We start from the raw sequence: 22,314 nt of genomic DNA on the forward strand, positions 1-22,314 counted from the left end.
GATGGATGCTGAAGCGTGGTAACTCCAGTCTCCTCGGTCCGGTCCGAATGGACAACCTCTCGAAAGCTCACACCTAGTGCCGGCAGTGGCACCGCTGTTGTCCGTCGACAGGTCCCGCGCTTGCTCGGTGCGACCAACAACCTTAAGCGCTAGGGCGTAACCTGACCCTGCAAGATCTCCTCACCGACTATAAGGTGCGCCTCACGATCTGAGACGATGGGACAGGATGGCTAAGGAGGTGCGCCGTCTTGCATGCCCCGCCAGCGAGGCGAACCCTCTCGGCTACGCGCGCCACCAGCGACGCTCCATATCGTCAGGCCTGCGTCTCATGCTCAGATGAGCCGGTATTTGGCTCTCTCATCAGCAAACCGAGAGAGCCCATGCCAAGACGGAAGCAAGCAAGACGAACGAGCGTCAGAGATATCCTGCGCCTGACCCATAAACAGGGCAGTCCGGTGGGCCAAGGTGGCAGAGCAACTGAGGTTCGGCAAGACTTCGGCTTCCACCTATCTGCGGGCGCTGGAGACGGGCTGTCGTGCAGGCCCTGCATGCGGCTTTGAGGACGATGCGATGTTGAAACACCGTCTGTTGCGCCGAATCGGCCGTCGGCCAAACGTTGGGTCGTCATCAGGTTCTCGACAGCTTCCCGGTGTCAAATCCAAACCGTGGTCGGCGATCCCCACCAGGGTGGGAAGGCAGCGCTGATATAGCCGAACGTCGATCAAGTCACGATCAACGATTGCCTCATGTCACATGCCCTGCGGGACTGAAAAACGGAGAAGAACATGTGCGATGCAAAACTGAAGACCGTGCTTTCGCTTTTTTCGCCGGTGGCCAGCAAATTAGATGCTCTCTCGTCCAACGGACCAGCGACGGATGCAAACTGCGTTAAGCTAAATACGAACGAGAACCCGTTTCCGTTGCCGAAGAGCGTAATGCAAAGTGCAATTGCTGCGATCGAACACCAGTATCTTTATCCGGAAGACGACAATCTCAGCTTAAGGGCAGCTGCCTCCGATGCTTACGGATTTTCCAAAGATCAGGTGATTGCCGGCAACGGTTCGTCGGAGCTGCTCGGACTCATCTACAGAGCTTTCCTCGCCCCAGGAGATAGAGTGGCAATGCTGTCGCCCGGATTTTCGTTCAACCGTAAACTTGCCATGTTGCAGGGTGCCGAGTTTCTCGAAATCGCATCGAGCGAAGCTCATCCCCTGCCGATAGAAAAACTGCTGTCCGGCCCCGCAAAAGACGCGAAGTTCATTCTGTTGGCTAATCCGAACAATCCGACCGGAACATTCGTGCCGGTGGCCGAAATCGAACGCCTTGTGGAGCAAGCAGATCGCTTGGTCGTCTTGGATGAGGCCTACGTTGACTTCGCACCCGACAATGCCCTGCGCCTCGTCAATAGACATCCGAATCTTTTGATCTTGAGGACTTTTTCAAAGAGCTATGCTGCCGCTGGCGTGCGAGTCGGCTTCGGTTTCGGTCACCCAGAAATCATTGGCAGGCTGCGCAACATCCAGAATGTCTTCAACATGAACGTGATCGGGCAGGCGGTCGGGAAAAGCATTCTTGCGCATCGCCACGCCTACGAAGAGAACCACAGGCACATCAAGCATGAACGACAGCGAGTGACCCTGGCGCTGTTGCAACTTGGCTTTTCCGTAACACCCTCCCACGCAAACTTTTTGCTGGCCCGTGTGCCGGCGGGACAGGAGGGCTCATGCTGGCAAGCCGCGTTGAAAGAGCAGGCGATCCTCATCGCCAGCTTTCCTGACGTAGATTTGAAGAACTGTATTCGCGTCAGCATTGGCACCACAGAGCAGATGGACAAATTCCTTGCTGCCGCCGAACGCGTCTGTATGAACTTTAAGAAGGATCGCGGTGCTCACAAGCATGAAGTCGATTCACATTAAGCATCAAGTAATGATATGTCGTGAGCTATGATGATTAGCGAATAAATATAGGTAATTTGGAGAACAATTAATTGAAGAAAATTTCCGCTTCGGGCCTGACCTTCGGCATCTTCGATCATCTGGACGAAAACGGCGATGACATCGCACAACAATATGCAGATCGGCTGAGCCTAGCAGAAGCGTGCGATGGCTATGGCTTTTATGCGTATCATCTCGCCGAGCACCACTGTACGCCGCATGGCAGAGGTCCATCACCGAATTTGTTCTTAGCGAGCGTCGCCCAGCGAACCCGCAGTCTTCGTGTTGGTCCCATGGTAATGCTACTTGCGCTCTATCATCCGCTGCGTGCCTTCGAGGAGATCTGCATGCTTGATCAGTTGAGCGGCGGCAGGCTTGAACTCGGCATAGGGCGCGGCTCTGCTCCCACTGAATTGGGATACTTCGGGGTTGCTGTAGAAGCAGCACCAGAACAGTATGCGGAGGCCAGTGAGATTCTCATCAATGCGATGAAAGGCGGGACGCTTTCTTATCAGGGCCGCCACTTTGAGTTGAAAGATGTTCCGCTGACGTTGAGACCTCACCAATATCCCCGTCCGCCGACATGGATCGCCACCAATCGACCCGAGCCGGCTAGCTGGGCCGCTGCGAATGGGGCAAACATCGCCTGCGTCGGACCTTCCACTTCTGTTCGCAGCGTTACCGACGCGTTCCGCGCCGCCCGAATTCACGATGCTGACATTGGCCAGCAAGCGCCATTTCTTGGATTGCTCCGAATGGTGGTGATAGGGCGTTCTGAAACAGATGCGTATTTGCTCGCAGCACCTGCCTATGAACGATGGCTCAATAGCTTCAAATTTCTATACGAACTAAATGCCATTTCCACTCCACCAAACTTGCCTTTGAACTTCGATGCAGCAATTGAAAGTGAATTGTGCGTCGTGGGAACGGCAGATTCTGTCCGAAAAGCTCTCCTTGATCAGCTGGAAGAGGCAGGTGCTAATTATCTTCTGTGTCAACTGGCATTTGGGGATTTGCCGCTGGATGCCTCACTATACACCGCATCGGCCATTGGATCCGAAATCATGGCTCGAGTTGCCGCATCGTGAATCCGTCGTGTGATTGGAGGAGCAGCGGCAGCGCTGCTCCTCATTGCGAAACGGTTGTGGGGGCCGGACTCCTGTGTCAGGTGTAAACCATTGGAGCACGTCCTATCTGATCCAGGTCATATCCTGCGGCTTTGAAGTAGTTGGCACATTCGGCTGGGGTGAAGAGGTCGACGACCGCGCCGAGGCGTCCTGACCTTGCCCCTCTGATCTAATCCGGTTTGAAGTTCGTTCTGGCCCATCCAGAGGACCAGGACATGAAACGCAGCCGCTTCTCTGAAGAGCAGATCATCGGAATTTTGAAGAAACACGAGGCCGGGGTATCGGTTGGCGATCTGTGCCGCAAGCACGGGGTCAGCGACGCCTCGATCTACAATTGGAAGGCCCGCTTCGGCGGGATGGATGTCACCGAGGCTCGGCGACCTGAAGGCGCTGGAGGACGAGAACACGCGCCTGAAGCGGCTTTTGGCCGACGCCATGCTCGACAATGCCGCGTTGAAGGACCTTGTGGGAAAGAAATGGTGACGCCCGCCGCCAAGCGGAAAGCTGTCGCTCGCCTGAAGGAAGGCTTCGGGATGAGCGAACGGCGGGCGTGTAAAGCCATCGGCTGTTGCCGCATGACGGTTCGCTACCAGACCAGCAGGCCGGACGACCGCGAGGTTCGCGAGCGGATGAAGGCCGATCGCGCAGGAGCGTCGCCGGTTCGGCTACCGGCGTCTTCTCGTGATGCTGAGGCGGGAGGGCCTGGTCGTGAACCACAAGAAGCTGTTCCGGCTCTATCGGGAGGAGAAGCTCGCCGTCGCCGCCGTGGCGGCCGCAAGCGGGCGATCGGGACCAGGGCGCCGATGCTGGTGCCGCTGAGGCCCGACGAGCGCTGGTCGCTCGACTTCGTATCGGACCAGCTCACCGACGGGCGCCGCTTCCGCATCCTGGCCGTCGTCGACGACTGCACGAGAGAGTGCCTCGCACTCATCGTTGATACGTCTCTCTCGGGCATGCGGGTTGCCCGCGAATTGGACGGCTCATCACCGAGCGGGGCCGGCCCAGGATGATCGTCAGCGACAATGGCAGCGAGTTCACCTCGAACGCCATCCTCTCCTGGGCGGATCAGAACCGCGTCGAATGGCATTACATTGCGCCCGGCAAGCCGATGCAGAATGGCTTCATCGAGAGCTTCAACGGCCGACTGCGCGATGAACTGCTCAACGAGACGCTGTTCACCTCGCTGGCTCAGGCGCGCGTAGCCATCGCCCTGTGGCACGCCGACTACAACACCGCGCGGCCGCACTCCCCCCTGGCAGACCCCGGCCAAGTTCGCCAGCACCTTCAATCCGCGACGGTCGCTCGCGCTGCGCTATGCCAAAGGCTCCGCGCCAGCGCCCGTCGCTTCACCCGCCCAGCAGGGCACAACCCACGCCGGAAACGAACTCAAAACTGCTGGGGCAACGTCAGTCCCATAGAGCCTTGATGGTTATCTCGGCCTTTGCTCGCAGCAGCGCCTTAGGTTGGGCGAAGGCGTTCTCAATCGGATTGAAGTCGGGACTGTAGGGCGGCAGTTAGAGCAGGCTCGCCTGCGGCCTCAATCGCGCCGCGCAGGGTTCTCCAGGCGGATGTCGCCAATGTCAAATTTGCTGGCATCCATGTCGCCCTCGCCAACCGCACAAGCGAAGGCCAGAAAGCCAACATGTGTTCTGCGGCTTAATTAAGAGTCAGCCGATGTCGGCCGAACATCACCTTGTCTCGAAGTCGACGATCGGACAGCAGGTTGCGAAAGTTGGCGCGATGCGAAACAAACTGCTGAAGCGCTCAACTTTTATTGATCACGCGTGTTGGACGCGACGCACTCCCGTTCCAATCGGGCTGAGCGCAAATTCTCCCGGTTCACAAAACTGAGTCGCTGGAGTAGTGGGGGCGCAGAGAAATCTCCGGTCGCAGCCTTACCCGGTCAAAACAAGGATACCAATGATGAAGACTCTCGCCGTCTGCTCTGGCGGATTGGACTCCGTTTCCCTTGCTCACATGGTGGCAGCGGAGCACGAACTCACCGGCCTTCTATCTTTCGACTATGGCCAACGGCACAGGAAGGAATTGGGCTTCGCCGCTCTTTGCGCGCAGCGACTGAAGGTCCCGCACCAGATCATCGACATCGGCGAAATTGGCCGTGGCCTTTCCGGCTCAGCGCTGACTAGCAGTATCGACGTGCCGGACGGCCACTACGCCGAAGACACGATGAAGATTACGGTGGTGCCGAACCGCAATGCCATCATGTTGGCAATCGCCTTCGGTCTCGCCGCCGCCCACAGCGCCGAAGCGGTGGCGGCGGCCGTGCATGGTGGGGACCATTTCATCTATCCCGATTGCCGTCCGGCCTTCATTGAAGCTTTCCAGACAATGCAAGACCGCGCGCTCGACGGCTATGCGCAGATACGCCTCTATGCACCGTATGTGAATCTCGGAAAAGCTGACATTGTTGCGGATGGCGCAAGATACGGCACCCCGTTTGCTGAGACCTGGTCCTGTTACAAGGGCGGCGTGCGTCACTGCGGACGATGCGGGACCTGCGTCGAGCGGCGCGAAGCGTTCCATCTCGCCGGGCACGCTGATCCCACCGACTACGAGGACGCCGATTTCTGGCTTGAGGCGCTGCGCAGGAGGCGCGCGTAATGTTCCACATCAGCAAGGAATTCCACTTCTCGGCCTCGCATCAGCTCACCTCCTTGCCTCCCAACCATCAATGCGCGCGCCTGCACGGGCATAACTATGTCGTCGTAGTGGAGCTGTCGGCCAAGGAACTGGACGCCCACGGCTTCGTGCGCGACTATCACGATCTGGCGCCGCTCAAACGCTACATTGACGAGAGCTTCGACCATCGGCACCTCAACGACGTGCTGGGACATGAGAAGGTCACGGCGGAATGCCTGGCCAGACATTTCTATGAATGGTGCAAGGCACGTCTGCCGCAGACCGCGGCCGTGCGCGTTAGCGAAACACCGAAAACTTGGGCGGAATACCGTCCGTGACCGACATGCATCCCGCAATCCGTGTGAGCGAGATATTCGGGCCGACTATCCAGGGCGAGGGCGTGCTCATCGGCTTGCCGACGGTGTTCATCAGAACCGGCGGATGTGATTATCGCTGTTCATGGTGCGACAGCCTTCACGCGGTGGACAATCAGTATCGCCATGAATGGCTACCGATGCCGATCGATGCCGTGTGGCAAACCGTCCATGCGCTTTCCGGCGGCAGGCCGGTTATGGTCTCCTTGTCAGGCGGCAACCCGGCCATTCAGCCGTTCGGTCCCCTCATAGAACGAGGCCATCGCGAGGGCTATCGTTTTGCACTGGAAACGCAGGGTTCCGTGGTGAGGGAGTGGTTTGCGGATCTTGACGTGCTGACCCTTAGCCCAAAGCCGCCGTCCAGCGAGATGACGACCCGTTGGGCTGCGTTTGATGCATGCCTCGAAGCGGCGCAAGAGAAGCCGCAAATCGTGCTCAAGCTCGTCGTTTTCGACGAGAGTGACTATGCCTACGCCAAAGAAGTCGCGGCGAGATATCCGCACCTTCCGATCTATCTGCAACCCGGCAATCACACGCCGCCGCTCCCTGGCAGTGAAGACGCCTCTGTCGACTTGGACGGAATAATGATGCGAATGGAATGGCTTGTCGAAAGGGTGACTAGCGACAGGTGGTTCGAAGCCCGCGTGTTGCCGCAGCTGCACGTTCTGCTTTGGGGTAACAAGAGGGCGGTCTAGTCTGTGGCTTGCGTCGCACCGGAAGGCCGGGCTCCAACGGCTTGGCAGGCTCTCTTCGCGTGCCGAGTACAGCCGAGCTTTGTTCGCGTCAGCGGTCTCGCGATTGTGCGGCTGGAAACCGCCCGGACACCCCGCTGCCGGCGTGTGTCACCTTGACTCCGATGAGCTGTCGTCACGCAAAGTTGAAATCCGCAAGAACTGGCCTTCTCGCCCCACCTGCTCCGTCGCAAGCACGTCATCCCCTCATCCTTGTCCAGCTCTTATCGATGTATCTCATTGTCCGGCCTGACGCACGACTGTCAGCATGGGAATGCATCCATTGCGCAAATGCCTTCCATAAAGAAGATCGATTTCCTCATTGGCCCAACGTGAAATATAGCAACGTTTTCGTGGCGTGGGTCGGCTGCGTCGGGAGTAGCGATGAAAACGTATTGGGGTCGCCTGCGTCTCCTTGGGCAGCGAGTGTAAAGTATAGCGATGCGGCCTCCGGCGCGAACGGCAGCCGCGCAGTGATCACCTTCGCCTGTGCCTTTGCGGCGGGGGTCAAGCGCTGGTCTGCTAAAATTTTTTATCGTTTAGCTGGTTGAAACTGCCCCCGTTGCGGGCTGCAGAAGCCGGCCAGCCGAGAAACGGCAGCCGCACTTATGAAAGCACGCCAAGGCGTGCGGGCATCTATCAGTTGCAAAGGACAATACTGGCCGCGCCGATTGGCCATCACGCGTCCATTAGGGCAGCCACCAACATCAGTTCGCAAGAGGAGCAAAAGTAATATGTATCGTCGTCACCTGATCAAAGGGTTGGTTGCGCTCGGCGCATGCCGGATTTGCGTTCAAGCCGCCCAAGCGACCAGTGCCCATTGGGGGTACACCGGTCCGGTCGGACCGGAGCACTGGGCTGATCTGGATAAGGAAAATTTCGTATGCTCTGCCGGCACGCAGCAATCGCCGATCAATATCAACAGCGCGGTCAAGGCGGATATCCCGCATATCGCCATCGGCTGGCACAAGGGCGGCGGCAATATGGTGAACAACGGCCACACCATTCAAATCAATATGCCACAAGGCAGCACGCTGACCCGCGGCGATCGTGTCTACGAACTGGTACAGTTCCATTTCCATGCGCCAAGCGAACATCACGTGGCGGGCAAGAGCTTCCCGATGGAGGTGCATTTCGTTCACAAGGACACGCAAAGTGGTACTCTGGGCGTGCTGGGCGTCTTTTTAACGCCCGGCGCGACAAATGCCAGCTTTGCTGCCCTTGCTGCGGCCTTTCCCGAACTGCCGAATGGGGAGGTGACGATCGACGAGGTGAATCCCAACTGGCTTCTGCCAGCCTCGCTTGGCTATTGGACTTATGAGGGCTCACTGACGACGCCGCCGTGCACCGAAAACGTCGAGTGGATGGTGGCGATGGAACCGGTTGACGTTGATCCGGCAGACATCCAGCGATTTGCCTCACTCTACCCGTCGAACGCGCGCCCTATTCATTCACCCAATCGACGCTTCATCCTGCGCCAGAGTTGAGCGCCGCCCCAGCGGTTCCGCACGGTCCAACATTCTTGGCACAAGTTGGCGCGAAGCCTCCTCTTCCGGTCTGGCGGTCTGACGGCGCTCCCCAAGCTGGCTAGTCTAAATGATAGGGATTCGGTGCCGACACCACTCGTCCCAAATACGTCGCGGCGAGGTTTGTCTGCAACCCGGCAATCACACGCCGCCCCGCCGTGGTAATGAAGACGTCTCTGTCGAGTCCGACGGAATATGATGCGCATGGAACCGCTGGTAGAAAAGGTGACCAGCGACAGGTGGTTCGAAGCCCGCGTCTTGCCGCAGCTGCACGTTCTACTCTGGGGTAACAAGAGGGTAGTGTATACCTTCTCCTAGCTTCGCCGCCAACTACTCGGTTTTCCGAATTGCTCTCTATATTCTTGAAGACGATGCGTTCGTTAAAGACATGTGCTGCGCACCTGGTGTAAAAGCTGCTCTCATCATGCAGAGGTCAAGCCAGTCGGGCTCATCCGAGGCTATGGCCGTGAGCACTGTTCAGTTCGGCAGAGAGGGCGCTTTTGTACACACTTTGCGATCGTGGCGGCCCCGTGGGCAGATCTGCAAGCTGCCGCGACACTAACCTCTCGAAGCCCGCCCGCCCGCCTTTCGTGCAGCTTCCTCTGAACAAAACCACCGCTCGCCCTTCAATAGGTTGATGCGTGTCTCCCAGTAAGATTCCTGTCCAAGAACGTGATAATCTTCTTGCCAGTGTTGTAGCTGATGTTGCCCTTGATGCCGCAGCCTACCGCGGCGGGACCAAACTCAATGGCAAGCAGGCCGGCTAGGATCGTGCAGCCAGTCGCGAGCCTCGCCCACAACGGGGTCTCACGCGCATGAGGGCGCCGACCATGGGTTCGGCGGTTCATACGCGTATAACACGTATCTTTCTGAAAAAATCAATGCTCTCGGCTAAGCTACTGAATTATTTGGCTTCCATATAGCGCGTCGGCGGAACCAACTTGTAGACGGGCTATGAAAGGTTAAGCGCGGATGTCTATCGGCCGCCGGCGTTCCCGCTCTGTAAGCCTGCCTGAACTACCCGCGCCGCGGTCAAGCCCCAGGCTCCTGCTCATCCAGCGACCGCCCGATCAATGGCAGGCTGGAAAGACAAGAGCCGATGTCTTCCGATGGTCTCGCCATCAGCTTTGGGCTAACTTCCCCATTCTCCCGCTTCGAGCTCGACACACGGCGGTTTGGATGGCGCACGACAATCTGTGTCGGCTTTGTCGTGTCCGTGACAGACGCCTGAAAGGCCCGTTCGCGCGTTTTGCCGCCGTCTAAGCGGCTGGAATTTAATGACAAAGTTTCTTCTGGGATCGGCCGATCACGCTGGTACGCTTTTTGCGATGCTTGGTGTGAGGCGGCACGAGCTGCCTATCGGCACTTGTGTCGCGGGCAGTCGCGATAATTAGAACGAAGGAAGGAAAGCTATTATGTCAGGTCTGCGTCAGATCGCCTTTTACGGAAAAGGCGGCATCGGCAAGTCCACCACGTCCCAAAATACGCTCGCTGCCCTTGTCGACCTCGGGCAGAGAATCCTCATCGTAGGATGCGACCCCAAAGCCGATTCCACACGCTTGATCCTGAATTCGAAAGCTCAGGATACCGTCCTGGATCTCGCCGCACAGGAAGGCTCGGTGGAAGACCTCGAACTCCAGGACGTGCTCAAGGTGGGCTACAGAGGCATCAAGTGCGTGGAGTCCGGCGGCCCCGAGCCGGGTGTCGGTTGCGCCGGCCGCGGCGTCATCACCTCGATCAATTTCCTCGAGGAGAATGGCGCTTATGACGATGTCGATTATGTCTCCTATGACGTCCTCGGCGACGTGGTATGCGGCGGCTTCGCCATGCCGATCCGCGAAGGCAAGGCCCAGGAGATCTATATCGTCATGTCCGGCGAGATGATGGCGCTCTATGCCGCCAACAACATCGCCAAGGGCATCCTCAAATATGCCCATTCGGGCGGTGTGCGGCTGGGCGGGCTGATCTGCAATGAACGTCAAACCGACCGCGAACTCGATCTGGCCGAAGCACTGGCTGGCCGATTGAATTCCAAGCTCATCCACTTCGTGCCCCGCGACAACATCGTCCAACATGCCGAACTCAGGAAGATGTCGGTGATCCAGTACGCGCCGGACTCAAAGCAGGCAGGGGAATACCGCGCTCTGGCCGAGAAGATCCACGCCAATTCGGGCCAGGGTACGATCCCGACGCCGATCACCATGGAGGAGCTGGAGGAGATGCTGCTCGACTTCGGCATCATGAAGACCGACGAGCAGATGCTTGCCGAGCTTCACTCCAAGGAAGCGGCGAAGGCGGCGGCCCAGTAGTGACATTAGCGCTGCCATGAATCGGCGCGCCTTGCAGAGAACGGCGCCTATTCTTTGAGGCGTCACCCAACCTTGAAAGGGGGACTCATGAGCCGGGAATACGAGAATGACGGTGCTCTTCATGCGAAGCTTATCGAAGAGGTGCTGTCGCATTATCCCGACAAGGCGGCGAAGCGCCGCAAGAAGCACCTCAACGTCGCAAAGAGCGGCAACGAGGCTGGCGGGGAAAGCGAGGTCCTTTCCGAATGCGACGTCAAATCGAACATCAAGTCCATTCCCGGGGTGATGACGATTCGCGGCTGTGCATATGCTGGTTCGAAAGGCGTGGTGTGGGGGCCAGTCAAGGATATGGTCCATATCTCGCACGGCCCGGTCGGCTGCGGCCAATATTCTTGGTCGCAGCGCCGCAACTACTACGTCGGTACAACGGGCGTCGACACGTTCGGGACAATGCAGTTCACCTCCGATTTCCAGGAGAAGGACATCGTCTTCGGCGGCGACAAGAAGCTGGAACAGATCATTGACGAGATTGAAGTCTTGTTTCCGCTCAACAACGGCATCACCGTGCAGTCCGAATGCCCTATCGGCCTGATTGGCGATGACACCGAGGCCGTTTCTCGCAAAAAGACCAAGGAGTATGACAAGACGATCGTGCCGGTACGCTGCGAGGGCTTCCGCGGCGTCTCGCAGTCGCTTGGCCACCACATCGCCAATGATGCAATCCGGGATTGGGTCTTCGACAAAAAGGATGTCAAGTTCGAGGCCGGCCCCTACGACGTCAACGTCATCGGCGACTACAATATCGGCGGCGATGCCTGGGCCTCGCGCATACTGCTTGAGGAGATAGGGCTGCGCGTGGTTGGCAACTGGTCGGGTGACGCCACACTCGCAGAGATCGAGCGCGCCCCGAAGGCTAAGCTCAATCTTATCCACTGCTACCGGTCGATGAATTACATCTGTCGGCATATGGAGGAAAAGTATGGCGTCGCCTGGATGGAGTACAATTTCTTCGGTCCCTCCCAGATCGAAGCCTCTCTGCGCAACATAGCCAAGCATTTTGGGCCGGAAATCGAGGAGAAGACCGAAAAGGTCATTGCCAAGTACAGGCCGCTTGTTGATGCGGTCATCGCCAAGTACCTGTCGCGCCTGGAAGGAAATACCGTGATGCTCTATGTCGGCGGCCTGCGCCCCCGCCACGTCGTCACGGCCTACGAGGACCTCGGCATGGTCATCGTGGGCACCGGCTATGAATTCGCCCACAGCGACGACTATCAGCGCACCGGCCACTACGTGAAGAACGGCACGCTGATCTACGATGACGTGACCGGCTATGAGTTGGAGAAATTCATCGAAGGGATTCGCCCAAATCTGGTCGGCTCGGGAATCAAAGAAAAATACCCGGTGCAGAAGATGGGCATACCGTTCCGCCAGATGCATTCCTGGGATTATTCAGGCCCGTATCACGGCTACGACGGCTTTGCCATTTTCGCACGTGATGTGGATCTCGCCATTAACAACCCGGTCTGGGACCTATTCCACGCGCCTTGGAAAAGAAGCCGGGGCGATGAGCGGGCGATGGCTGCCGAATAAACATTTGCTTCAGCCCCAGTCTCCCACTGAGACGGTGAACTCCCGCGGCCTCTGATCCGCCGGAGCCTGGAACGTCTTGACGTCCTGAGCTGCCGTCCCGCGCAGCCAGATGCAAAAGAGGTAATCATCATGCCGCAGTCGGCTGAAAAAATTCTCGATCACGCTCCCCTGTTCCGCGAGCCGGAATACAGAAAGATGCTCGCTGAGAAGAAGCTAAACTTCGAATGTCCGCACCCCGATGAAATCGTTTCCGATCAGCGCGATTTCACCCAGACGTGGGAATACCGCGAAAAGAACCTCGCCCGCAAAGCGCTTGTCGTGAACCCGGCCAAGGCCTGCCAGCCGCTGGGTGCGGTATTCGCTGCCGCCGGCTTCGAGCGAACCATGTCCTTCGTCCACGGCAGCCAAGGTTGCGTCGCCTATTACCGCTCGCACCTGTCGCGCCATTTCAAGGAGCCTGCCGCGGCGGTCTCCTCCTCAATGACCGAGGATGCGGCGGTGTTTGGCGGCCTGAAGAACATGGTCGACGGGCTCGCCAACACCTACCAGCTCTACGACCCCAAGATGATTGCCGTGTCGACGACCTGTATGGCAGAGGTCATTGGCGACGACCTGCACAGCTTCATCCAGAACGCCAAGGACGAAGATTCAGTCCCGCGCGACTTCGACGTGCCCTTTGCCCACACCCCGGCCTTCGTTGGCAGTCATGTCGACGGCTATGACAACATGGTCAAAGGCATTTTGGAGCACTTCTGGAAAGGTCAGGAGCGTACGCAAATCGAAGGAACCATCAACATCATTCCGGGCTTCGACGGCTTCTGCGTCGGCAACAACCGGGAGCTCAAGCGCCTGCTCGATGTAATGGGCGTGTCCTATACATTGATCCAGGATGCCTCTGACCAGTTCGATACGCCTTCGGACGGTGAATACCGCATGTATGACGGGGGCACGAAGATCAACGAGGTGAAGAAGGCCCTCAACGCCGAGGCAACGCTTTCGCTGCAGCATCACAACACCCGAAAGACACTGGGCTATTGCGAGGAGGTCGGGCAGGCGACGGCCTCGTTCCACTATCCGCTCGGCGTTCAGGCGACGGACGAATTCCTGATGGAGGTCGCGGCGATTTCCGGCAAGGAGATTCCCGAGGCAATTCGCCTCGAGCGCGGCCGACTGGTAGACGCCATGGCGGACAGCCAATCCTGGCTGCATGGTAAGAAATACGCCATCTACGGTGATCCCGACTTCGTTCACGCAATGGCCCGCTTTGTCATGGAGACCGGCGGCGAGCCAACCCATTGCCTCGCCACCAATGGCACCTCGGCATGGGAAGCCGATTTGAAGAAGCTGCTAGCATCCTCGCCTTTCGGCAAGGCTGCCCAGGTTTGGGCGGGCAAGGACCTGTGGGCGCTGCGCTCGCTGCTCTTTACCGAGCCGGTGGACCTTTTGATCGGCAATTCCTACGGCAAGTACCTGGAGCGCGACACCGGAACGCCGCTGATCCGGCTGATGTTTCCGATCTTCGATCGGCACCATCATCACCGCTTTGCGCTCTTTGGCTACCAGGGCGCGTTGCGCGTGCTGACGACGATCCTCGACAAGATCTTCGACAAACTCGATCGCGAGACGAGCGAGACGGGTGTGACGGATTATTCCTATGACCTCACGCGCTAAGAGCCGTGGCCGGCTTTTCGCCGAGGCCATTCCTTGCCCAATGGACTGGGGAGGCTGAGCGATGTCCTCCCTCAGCGCCAAAATCAAGGACGCCTTCGATGAGCCCGCCTGCGATAAGAACCGTGGCAAAGATGCCAAGGCGCGCAAGGAGGGCTGCTCGAAGTCGCTGACACCAGGGGCGGCAGCCGGCGGCTGCGCCTTTGACGGAGCCAAGATCGTCCTGCAGCCGATCACCGACGTTGCGCATCTGGTCCATGCGCCGCTCGCCTGCGAGGGCAATTCTTGGGACAACCGTGGTGCGGTTTCGTCAGGGCCGACCTTGTGGCGGACAAGCTTCACGACCGACCTCACCGAACTCGACCTGGTGATGGGGCAGGGCGAGCGGAAACTCTTCAAGGCGATCCGCGAGATCAAGCACACATACGCGCCGCCGGCGATCTTCGTCTACTCAACTTGCGTAACGGCGCTGATCGGTGACGACATCGAGGCCGTGTGCAAACGCGCCACGGAAAAGTTCGGTTTGGCCGTGGTGCCGATCAATGCGCCTGGCCTGGCAGGCTCCAAGAACCTCGGCAACAAGCTCGCCGCCGAGGCGTTGCTCGATCATGTCATCGGCACGGTCGAACCCGACGACCCCGGGCCCTACGACATCAACATCCTTGGCGAATTCAACCTCTCGGGCGAATTCTGGCTTGTAAAGCCGCTCCTCGATCGGCTCGGCATCCGGGTGCGCGCCTGCATTCCCGGCGATGCGCGTTACCGCGACATTGCTTCCGCGCACCGCGCCCGGGCGGCAATGATCGTGTGCTCGACCGCGCTGATCAGTCTTGCCCGCAAGATGGAGGAGCGCTGGGACATCCCGTTCTTCGAGGGCTCCTTCTATGGCATCTCCGACACATCGCAAGCTCTTCGCAACCTTGTCAGGCTGCTGGTGAGGAAGGGCGCCGATCCGGAGATCCTCGAGCGCACGGAGACGCTGATCGCGCAGCAGGAGGCGATCGCGTGGAAGAAACTCGAATCCTACCGGCAAAGGCTCCAAGGCAAGCGCGTGCTGCTCAACACAGGCGGTGTGAAGTCCTGGTCGGTTGTCCGTGCGCTGATGGAGATCGGAATCGAGATCGTCGGCACCTCGGTCAAGAAATCTACGGTGCAGGACAAGGAGCGCATCAAACAAGTTCTCAAGCACGACAAGCATATGTTCGAATACATGGCTGCGCGCGAGCTGTACGCCATGCTCTCTGAACACAGGGCCGATATCATGCTGTCGGGCGGTCGCACGCAATTCATTGCGCTCAAGGCCAAGACGCCCTGGCTCGATATCAACCAGGAGCGCCAGCACCCTTATGCCGGCTATGCCGGCATGGTGGAACTCGTACGCCAGATCGACCTCGCCATTCACAATCCGGTCTGGTCTCAGGTGCGCCAGCCGGCCCCGTGGGATTGCCAGCCTGATCTAAAAGACGAACTGCCATGCACGAAGAAGGAGTCCGGGCACCTGTTCGATGAATTCGCCGGCGCGACGGCACACGAGTTCAGCGAGTGTTGAGGCGACCGATGGCCCGCATCCTTCCCCAGACCAAATCCGCGGCGGTGAACCCGCTGAAGTCGTCGCAGCCGCTGGGTGCCGCCTTTGCCTTTCTTGGGGTCGACGGCGCGATGCCGCTGTTCCACGGCAGCCAGGGATGCACAAGCTTCGCGCTCGTGCTCTTCGTACGGCACTTCAAAGAAACGATTCCATTGCAGACAACAGCGATGGATGAGGTGGCGACCATCCTCGGCGCTGCCGACCATCTTGAAGAAGCCATCCTCAACCTCAAGAACCGCACGAAGCCAAAGCTGATCGGGGTGTGCACGACCGCGCTGGTGGAGACGCGTGGCGAAGATTGCGCGAGTGATATTGCGAACATCAAGCTGAAGCACACGCAAGAGCTTGCGGGTACGGAGGTCGTGCTGGCCAACACGCCGGATTTTGACGGCGCGATCGAAGAGGGCTGGGCCAAGGCAGTCACCGCAATGATCAAAGGGATTACAGGCTCGGGCGAACGTGCGCGGCAGCCGAAGAAGATCGCGATCCTGCCCGGATGCAACCTCACTGTCGCCGACATCGAGCATATGCGTGACATGGTTGAAAGCTTTGGGCTCAAGCCGGTTATTCTGCCCGACATTTCAGGCTCGCTCGACGGTACGGTTCCTGACCGCTGGGTAGCGACCACATACGGCGGCACCAGCGTCGAAGACATTCGCGAGTTGGGCACGGCCATGCAATGCATCGCCATCGGTGAGCACATGCGCCGCCCGGCGAAAGCGCTGCACGGGTTGACCGGCGTGCCTTACGTGTTGTTCCAGTCACTGACTGGGCTGCAGGACACGGACCGCTTCGTGTCGCTGCTGTCTGCGATTTCGGGCGCGGCGGTACCGGCCCGCGTGCGCCGGCGCCGGGCGCAATTGCAGGACGCGATGCTCGACGGACATTTCCATTTCGGCGGCAAGAAAATTGCCATCGCTGCCGAACCAGACCAGCTGTTCCAACTTGCGACCTTCTTTGCTGGCCTCGGCTCCGAGATAGCCGCGGCCGTCACAACGACCGACAGGTCTAAAATTCTCGAGAAAGTCCCGGCGGTTTCGGTTCAGATCGGCGATCTCGGCGATCTGGAAAGTCTTGCCGTCGGTGCTGACCTGCTTGTCACGCATTCGCACGGGCGCCAAGCATCGGAGCGGCTCCGAATTCCGCTCATGCGCATCGGGTTCCCGGTCTTCGATCGACTAGGCAGCCAGCACAAGCTCGCAATTCTCTATCAGGGCACCCGCGACATGATCTTCGAGGTCGCCAGCATCTTCCAGGCCAACCAACACGCGCCCACTCCTGAGGCGCTTGATCCACTCCGTAATCGAGAAATATCACGATGAACGCTGTTCGCCGCCTCTCGCTGGTCAGTAGTGAGGTTTTCGCCCCGATGCCTGAACGACGTAAGGGCGCATTGCGCGTTGCGATCGCCACTCAGGACATGCAGGACCTCAACGCCCATTTCGGGTCGGCCAGGCGCTTTGCTGTCTACGACGTGACGCGCGAGGAATGGAATCTCGTAGAAGCCGTGGCCTTCGATGACGTGTCCGATGAAAGCGGGGAGCATCGGGCCGAGCGCGATGATCGCATCACGCCAAAGGTGGATGCGCTCAAGGGCTGTCAGATCCTGTTTTGTCTGGCAATTGGCGGCCCTTCGGCAGCCAAGCTTGTCGCGGCAAAAATCCACCCGATCAAAGTGGCGGAGCCCCAATCGATCCCACAGGTGCTCTTGCGCACGCAGATGATGCTCAGGACGTGTCCTCCGCCTTGGCTGCGCAAGGTGCTGGCGCGAGCGGGCATTGCCGAAAAGAAACCGTCCTTCGAGGACGAGGACTGAAAAGAGGAGGACGCCAATGCCTGACCCCGCAATCCCCCCAGCTGTCGCCGAAGACGAGGCGGCTCTTTGCACCCCGTTCGTCAAATGCCTCGTGCGGCTGATCCGTTCTCAGGATTCCTATGGCTCGTGGGAACGCAAAGCGGACGCTGAGCTGCTGGGCGACTTCATCATTACCAAGGAACAGCGCCGAGGGATCCCAATCATCGGAGATCCCGATCCCGACGTGCTGTGGAGGCTCGACAAGTACTACGCCGCCATCGGGCTTGCGATCGAGGAGCGCTGCGGCCTTATGGCATCGCCGATGATCCAGGTGAGCCATGAGGGTTTTGGTCGGGTGCTTTTCACGACCGGACGGCTGGTCGTTTTGTCCAAAACGCTGCGCGATGTCCACCGGTTTGGCTTCGAGACGCTCCTGAAGCTCGCCACGGCCGGTACGAAGCTGGTCGACGATGCGATTTCAGTCATCGAAACCTTTCCCCACGTGGCGCTGGCATGATGGGCGCGATTTTCGAGAAAGGCCATCATGACGGACCCGAGAAACTATGTTGGCCAGTCCCCTCGATCCAGGGACTCGAGGCCGACCAGGTTGTTGGGGTATCGCCGATGAAGAAGCCGCTGGTCCTGATCTGCTCGCAAGATGCCGAGTTCTATCTGCTCTACAGCCACATACTGGAGGTTGACGGTTTCAGCAGTGAGACGGCAGACGGCGCGAAGGCTGCGCTGGCCTTGGCCGAACAACGGGAGCTTCAGGCCGTAGTGCTGGATTGCGACCCAGCCAGCATAAACGGGTCCGCAATTTGCGCCCACCTCAAGCGGGAACCGCGCACCACCGACCTGCCTATCATCGCCCTGATCGCGCCTGGCGCCGAGCACCAGCACCTCGATCTCTTGAAGGCAGGCGTTGAGAGCTTTGTGCGGCCGGTGGCTCCGGCCAAGCTGCTCGACTGCCTGCGGGCGAGGCTCGGGCTGACCAAGCGTGGTCCGAACGGGGTTGAAAACGACAGTTGGATTTGTTGTGGAGGCCTGGAGATGAAGCTCGATGCCCATCGGGTTCGCGGTAATGGCCACGACATCCATCTCGGACGGATCGATTTCAACGTGCTGCGGCTTATGATTGAGGCCCCCGGCAAGGTCTTCAGCCGGGACGAGCTTATCGGGGCGGCCTGGCTGCCCAACATTCATGTCGGTGCACGCACCGTCGATGTCCATATCAGCCGAATCAGGAGGGCGCTGAAAACGGCCTTGCCCGGCAGCGTCATTCGCACCGTCAGGTCGGCCGGCTACTCGCTCGAGAAGCCGGACGACTGAAATCGGTGATCGAACGTGGTGCCGCTCTCTCTTCCTCCTGAGAGCGGTGTTGCCGCTTTGAGGCGCTCCTAACGAAGACCAGGAGAAGCAGGCAAATGGAATTTAAAAGCATATTCAGTGTGACGGGTGCTGATCATTCTGATGAGGACCTCACAACAGCTGCCGGACTGTGTGCCGAGGTCGGCGCGCACCTATCGGTACTCATTATACCGCCTCCATTGCTCTTGATGTCGTCTCCGCCCCCCGAATGGAATACAGGACGTGCACAGGCAATTGCAGTACCGAACTATCGATTTCAGCAAATCGAGAAATTTTCACAGGACGTGACCAGAATGGAAAGACGGTCCGCGGATATCCTCAAAAGGCTGAAAGCTATGTCGCTTTCCTGTGACGTTGACACCGACTATTGCGATCCGGCTAGCCTCGGTGAAGTGGCACGACAGCGGGCGCTCTGCGCTGACCTGACGATCGTTGGAGGAGACCTCCTCAACGATGAGACTCTCGGACCTCCTGTTGTCAACGGCTGCTTGTTCGATAGCGGAAAGCCGGTGCTCATCGTGCCGAAGGGCGTTAAGGCGACGCTGTCGCCTCGACGCGTGCTGGTCGGCTGGGATTCGCGTGTAGAGGCCTCGCGTGCGGTTCGGGAAGCTCTTAGTATCCTATCCGCTGCCAAGGAAGTCTGTGTCGCTATGGTCGATCCAAAGGCGCAAAACAACGGGAAAGGCGCGCAGTCTGGAGCTGACATCGCTGCCTATCTTACTCGGCACGGTGCTCGGGTCTCCGTTGACCTGCTTAAGAGCGCCGGCAAATCGGCGGGCACAGTGCTGACCCAGCACGCGAACGACATCTGTGCTGACATGATGGTTATGGGTGCTTATGGCAGCCGTGGGCTGCGTGAGCGGATTTTCGGCGGTCCGCCGAGCTGGAGCTTTGGGAAGACCACATTGCCGCTGTTTTTGGCTCGCTGATCAGCTCCGTAGGAACACCGATCAGGTCGTAGGACCGCCAACCAGTCCGAAGTCGTCGTCGGTTACCGGTCGGATTGCGGAGACATGGCTGGATCCGCGAACATCTTGCGACGCTTGTCAGAGCCAAACCGGACGCCTCGACTGCTTCACGACGCTCTCGTGAACCAACTCGTGCGAGATCGTCCGCAACGGGCAGTAAAGACGAACGGCTGCAGCAGACCGCAGCCAAGCCACAGGGCGGGTGTACCAGGAGACCCCGCCTCGTGCGCGAACCCTGTTGGAAGGCCCCTTATCAGTACCCGGACGCGCGTCAAATCGGCGGCTGTCCCTGTCAGCCTGCGGTGTGCAAGGGCCGCTGCCGCGGAGCTTCCCCTGCCCGATCGTCGGGCGTGCGACAATGTCGGATTCCAGACGAGCTGGAACTGCGCGAACTCGTTGGTTTGACAGGTCTTTATCCGGCACGCCGCATGCATGGGAGTCTCCGAAAGCATTAAGAGCCGTTATCCATGGTTACGCCCCTCGAAAGAAAGAGCCGCTTCCGTCGTGGCAGGGAAACAGCCACTCCTGGGGTGGAGGCCGGCGCTAGAAGCCGCCGTAAGATCCGGAAGAGCCGCGCGACAGCATCACACACTTTCCTTCTGCTCTTGGGTTCGGATCACGCCGCGCCGCTGTCGATGCCGCCGACATTGAGCCCAAGACCTGGAAGGCGGCACACGCTTTTGCTGTCCTCTCAGTCGGGACCGCGGCTCAAGCATGCCTGTGAGGTTCGCATTGCTCAATGCCCGGCAATCGACGTCAACATGCCGCTGAGTTGGAAAACACTCCTAGAGGAGTAAGGATAAGTGGACCTCTTTTGTATTGGTGTGGGTGCTGGACCATCTAATTTGAGCCTTGCGTGTCAGATACAGGAAGAGATTGCGCAAGGGGCACTGTTCCTGGACCGGGAGGTCGATTTCCGAGGACATCCAGGCAGCGCTTTCGATTGCGCGGAGCTCCAGGTCGGCCACTTCCAGGATCTGGTTACTCTGGTCAATCCGCGATCAGCCTACACATTCGTAAACTACCTCCACGAGAACGGGCGTCTTTACAATTTCCTCAATGCGCAATTTCACGGGGTGCTTAGAGCCGAGTTCGCCCAATATCTCAACTGGGCGTTCCAGAAGAATCCGCTTGTCCGTGGCGGCGAGGCCGTTCGCGAAATCCGCTTTGACGGCGAGTTTCGCGTGCGGACGGACAACGCGGTCCTTGATGCAAGAAACCTCGTCATCGACATAGGCAAGCAGGCGCAAATTCCGCCTCAGTTTCATGGCTGGACTGGACCCAACCTGTTCCACTCATCTGAGTTGGCCCACATCAATCCTGAGGTGCAAAAAAAGCATGTCTGCGTTGTTGGCGGCGGACAGTCGGGAGCCGAGCTGCTACTGCACCTTGTCGGCCGGCCGAAAGAACGGCGGCCCGCGGCGATCACATGGGTCTTGACGCGCGAGATGCCTTTCGACGACCACGCGTTCACAAACGGGCTGTTCACGCCATGCTTCTCGGATCGTTTTGCTGCGATGAGCGAGGTGCATCGACAGCTGTTCCTGCGGCGTTTCGCGCTTGCCTCCGAGGGCATTTCAGAAAGCAAGTTGCGCGCGGTCTATCAGGCGCTCTACCACCACGCCTTTCTCGAGCCACACCAATGCGAGATCACATTGCGGCCAAGTTGCAACGTGTCGCGCTGCATCAATGCCGGAGCAGGGCACAGGCTCACGCTGCAACGCGGCTTGGACAACATCGGAGAAGTAACCGCCGATATCGTCATCCTGGCCACCGGGTACGAGAAACCGCTGCCGGGTTTCCTAGAACCGATCGCAGATCGCCTCGAACAGATCGGCAATGAGCTCGCCATCGGCGAGGATTTTTCGGTGTACTGGGACGGACCGCGAGACCGACGCCTTTTCGTTCAGAACGCCTGCCTTGGACAGCGCGGGCTGGCTGATCCGAACTTTGGGCTGCTGGCCTGGCGAGCGCGCCGCATCCTTGACAGCCTTCTGCGGCGCGCGCCATGCGCCAATCCCGAGCATCTAGGGTTCATCAACCGTCCCTTGACGGAGTGCTGGCCCGACCTCGGAGTCGAACAAATGGGCAGCGGGATATGATTCGTCGATATTGATGATCGGCGGTGGCATTCAGGAAAGATTTCCGCCTCTGGCGGCAAAAGCGGGACGAGCAATATTCCTACGGCGTCAGATCGCTCTGCTCGCGCTTGAGCAAGGTAGCGTCGCGCGACTCCTGCTTGGCGTGAAACAGCAAAGGGCATTCAATCACGATGCAGCTTTACGTGCTGTCGGGCTCAACGCCACGTGGATCGAGCCCAACGCCGCCGTTGGCAACCGCGACGCGAATTATGACGCCGGGCCACATGCGGCGGTGGCTGCAAGGGTACCGAGCCTCTCCCGCACTTTCGACCCCATCGCCGAAGTGCGACTACTCCAGGACGCCGAAGCCGGTCTTATCGCCAGCGGGCCAGCCAAACTCTCACCTTCCTAAACGGCAGCCGCTAAGGTGAGCCGTCGAAAGCCGACATTCAGGTTAACGTCAGCTGGCCGTGTTAGGGCTCGCTTATTCAAGGCGGTACCGGCGCTTGCCGAAGCTAAGAAGGGTTGGCATGCCCTTTGCCGTGCTTGATGTGCGGCAACACGGTGAGAGCTCCGCTGAAGCAAGCGAGAGGGAGCAATGCCCTCGAGACCGTG

At 59.0% G+C, this 22,314-nt stretch carries 17 protein-coding genes and 3 pseudogenes; 19 read left to right on the forward strand and 1 reads right to left on the reverse strand.

All coding sequences use genetic code 11. From position 1 onward, the window contains the following. The first annotated feature begins 785 nt into the window (after positions 1-785). From hisC to LB556_RS30850, 3 genes and pseudogenes are all read left to right on the forward strand, one after another. On the forward strand, positions 786-1,916 hold the full coding sequence (gene hisC, locus LB556_RS30840) for a histidinol-phosphate transaminase (protein ID WP_063169376.1): 1,131 nt from the start codon (positions 786-788) through the stop codon (positions 1,914-1,916). Positions 1,917-1,987: 71 nt separating this feature from the next. Beyond that, positions 1,988-3,022, forward strand: a complete 1,035-nt coding sequence (locus LB556_RS30845; RefSeq protein WP_063169375.1) for an LLM class flavin-dependent oxidoreductase — start codon at positions 1,988-1,990, stop codon at positions 3,020-3,022. Positions 3,023-3,276: 254 nt separating this feature from the next. Then, a pseudogene (locus LB556_RS30850) lies at positions 3,277-4,479 on the forward strand (IS3 family transposase). Here LB556_RS30850 and LB556_RS30855 read toward each other — a convergent pair. Next, positions 4,474-4,615: pseudogene (locus LB556_RS30855) on the reverse strand (IS630 family transposase); the annotation flags it as partial. The pseudogenes LB556_RS30850 and LB556_RS30855 overlap by 6 nt on opposite strands. A gap of 369 nt (positions 4,616-4,984) precedes the next feature. Between LB556_RS30855 and queC the strand changes: the two are divergent. The 16 genes and pseudogenes from queC to LB556_RS30935 all read left to right on the forward strand — a co-directional run bounded on the left by queC (position 4,985) and on the right by LB556_RS30935 (position 22,111). Continuing rightward, on the forward strand, positions 4,985-5,683 hold the full coding sequence (queC, locus tag LB556_RS30860; protein ID WP_063170389.1) for a 7-cyano-7-deazaguanine synthase QueC: 699 nt from the start codon (positions 4,985-4,987) through the stop codon (positions 5,681-5,683). Then, a complete protein-coding gene (gene queD / locus LB556_RS30865; RefSeq protein ID WP_063169374.1) occupies positions 5,683-6,039 on the forward strand; it encodes a 6-carboxytetrahydropterin synthase QueD in 357 nt (118 codons plus the stop codon). The genes queC and queD overlap by 1 nt, the downstream gene beginning before the upstream one ends. A gap of 5 nt (positions 6,040-6,044) precedes the next feature. Continuing rightward, the gene (queE, locus tag LB556_RS30870; protein ID WP_164548811.1) at positions 6,045-6,770 is read left to right on the forward strand and encodes a 7-carboxy-7-deazaguanine synthase QueE; all 726 of its coding nucleotides are present in this window, start codon (positions 6,045-6,047) and stop codon (positions 6,768-6,770) included. 770 nt (positions 6,771-7,540) lie between these two features. Further along, positions 7,541-8,293, forward strand: a complete 753-nt coding sequence (locus LB556_RS30875; protein WP_063169372.1) for a carbonic anhydrase — start codon at positions 7,541-7,543, stop codon at positions 8,291-8,293. A gap of 160 nt (positions 8,294-8,453) precedes the next feature. Beyond that, positions 8,454-8,650, forward strand: a pseudogene (locus tag LB556_RS30880) (7-carboxy-7-deazaguanine synthase QueE); the annotation flags it as partial. 1,097 nt (positions 8,651-9,747) lie between these two features. Beyond that, positions 9,748-10,641, forward strand: a complete 894-nt coding sequence (nifH, locus tag LB556_RS30885; RefSeq protein ID WP_024505261.1) for a nitrogenase iron protein — start codon at positions 9,748-9,750, stop codon at positions 10,639-10,641. Between the two features lie 87 nt (positions 10,642-10,728). Continuing rightward, complete coding sequence (nifD, locus tag LB556_RS30890) at positions 10,729-12,231, forward strand: nitrogenase molybdenum-iron protein alpha chain (protein WP_024505262.1); 1,503 nt, start codon at positions 10,729-10,731, stop codon at positions 12,229-12,231. 129 nt (positions 12,232-12,360) lie between these two features. Then, positions 12,361-13,902, forward strand: coding sequence for a nitrogenase molybdenum-iron protein subunit beta (gene nifK, locus LB556_RS30895; protein WP_024505263.1), 1,542 nt, complete (start codon positions 12,361-12,363; stop codon positions 13,900-13,902). Positions 13,903-13,963: 61 nt separating this feature from the next. Continuing rightward, positions 13,964-15,448: a nitrogenase iron-molybdenum cofactor biosynthesis protein NifE gene (gene nifE, locus LB556_RS30900; protein ID WP_024505264.1), complete on the forward strand. Its 1,485-nt coding sequence runs from the start codon at positions 13,964-13,966 to the stop codon at positions 15,446-15,448. A gap of 8 nt (positions 15,449-15,456) precedes the next feature. Next, complete coding sequence (nifN, locus tag LB556_RS30905) at positions 15,457-16,809, forward strand: nitrogenase iron-molybdenum cofactor biosynthesis protein NifN (RefSeq protein WP_024505265.1); 1,353 nt, start codon at positions 15,457-15,459, stop codon at positions 16,807-16,809. Further along, positions 16,806-17,303, forward strand: coding sequence for a nitrogen fixation protein NifX (gene nifX / locus LB556_RS30910; protein ID WP_063169371.1), 498 nt, complete (start codon positions 16,806-16,808; stop codon positions 17,301-17,303). The genes nifN and nifX overlap by 4 nt, the downstream gene beginning before the upstream one ends. 16 nt (positions 17,304-17,319) lie before the next feature. After that, on the forward strand, positions 17,320-17,799 hold the full coding sequence (locus LB556_RS30915; RefSeq protein ID WP_024505267.1) for a NifX-associated nitrogen fixation protein: 480 nt from the start codon (positions 17,320-17,322) through the stop codon (positions 17,797-17,799). A gap of 107 nt (positions 17,800-17,906) precedes the next feature. Beyond that, positions 17,907-18,611, forward strand: coding sequence for a response regulator transcription factor (locus LB556_RS30920; protein ID WP_224571202.1), 705 nt, complete (start codon positions 17,907-17,909; stop codon positions 18,609-18,611). 95 nt (positions 18,612-18,706) lie between these two features. Continuing rightward, positions 18,707-19,579, forward strand: a complete 873-nt coding sequence (locus LB556_RS30925) for a universal stress protein (protein ID WP_063169369.1) — start codon at positions 18,707-18,709, stop codon at positions 19,577-19,579. Between the two features lie 842 nt (positions 19,580-20,421). Continuing rightward, a complete protein-coding gene (locus tag LB556_RS30930; RefSeq protein WP_063169368.1) occupies positions 20,422-21,720 on the forward strand; it encodes a lysine N(6)-hydroxylase/L-ornithine N(5)-oxygenase family protein in 1,299 nt (432 codons plus the stop codon). Positions 21,721-21,730: 10 nt separating this feature from the next. Further along, the gene (locus LB556_RS30935; RefSeq protein ID WP_126080606.1) at positions 21,731-22,111 is read left to right on the forward strand and encodes a hypothetical protein; all 381 of its coding nucleotides are present in this window, start codon (positions 21,731-21,733) and stop codon (positions 22,109-22,111) included. Positions 22,112-22,314: the final 203 nt, after the last annotated feature.

It is taken from the genome of Mesorhizobium sp. ES1-4 (genome assembly GCF_020164745.1).
Lineage (GTDB): Bacteria > Pseudomonadota > Alphaproteobacteria > Rhizobiales > Rhizobiaceae > Mesorhizobium.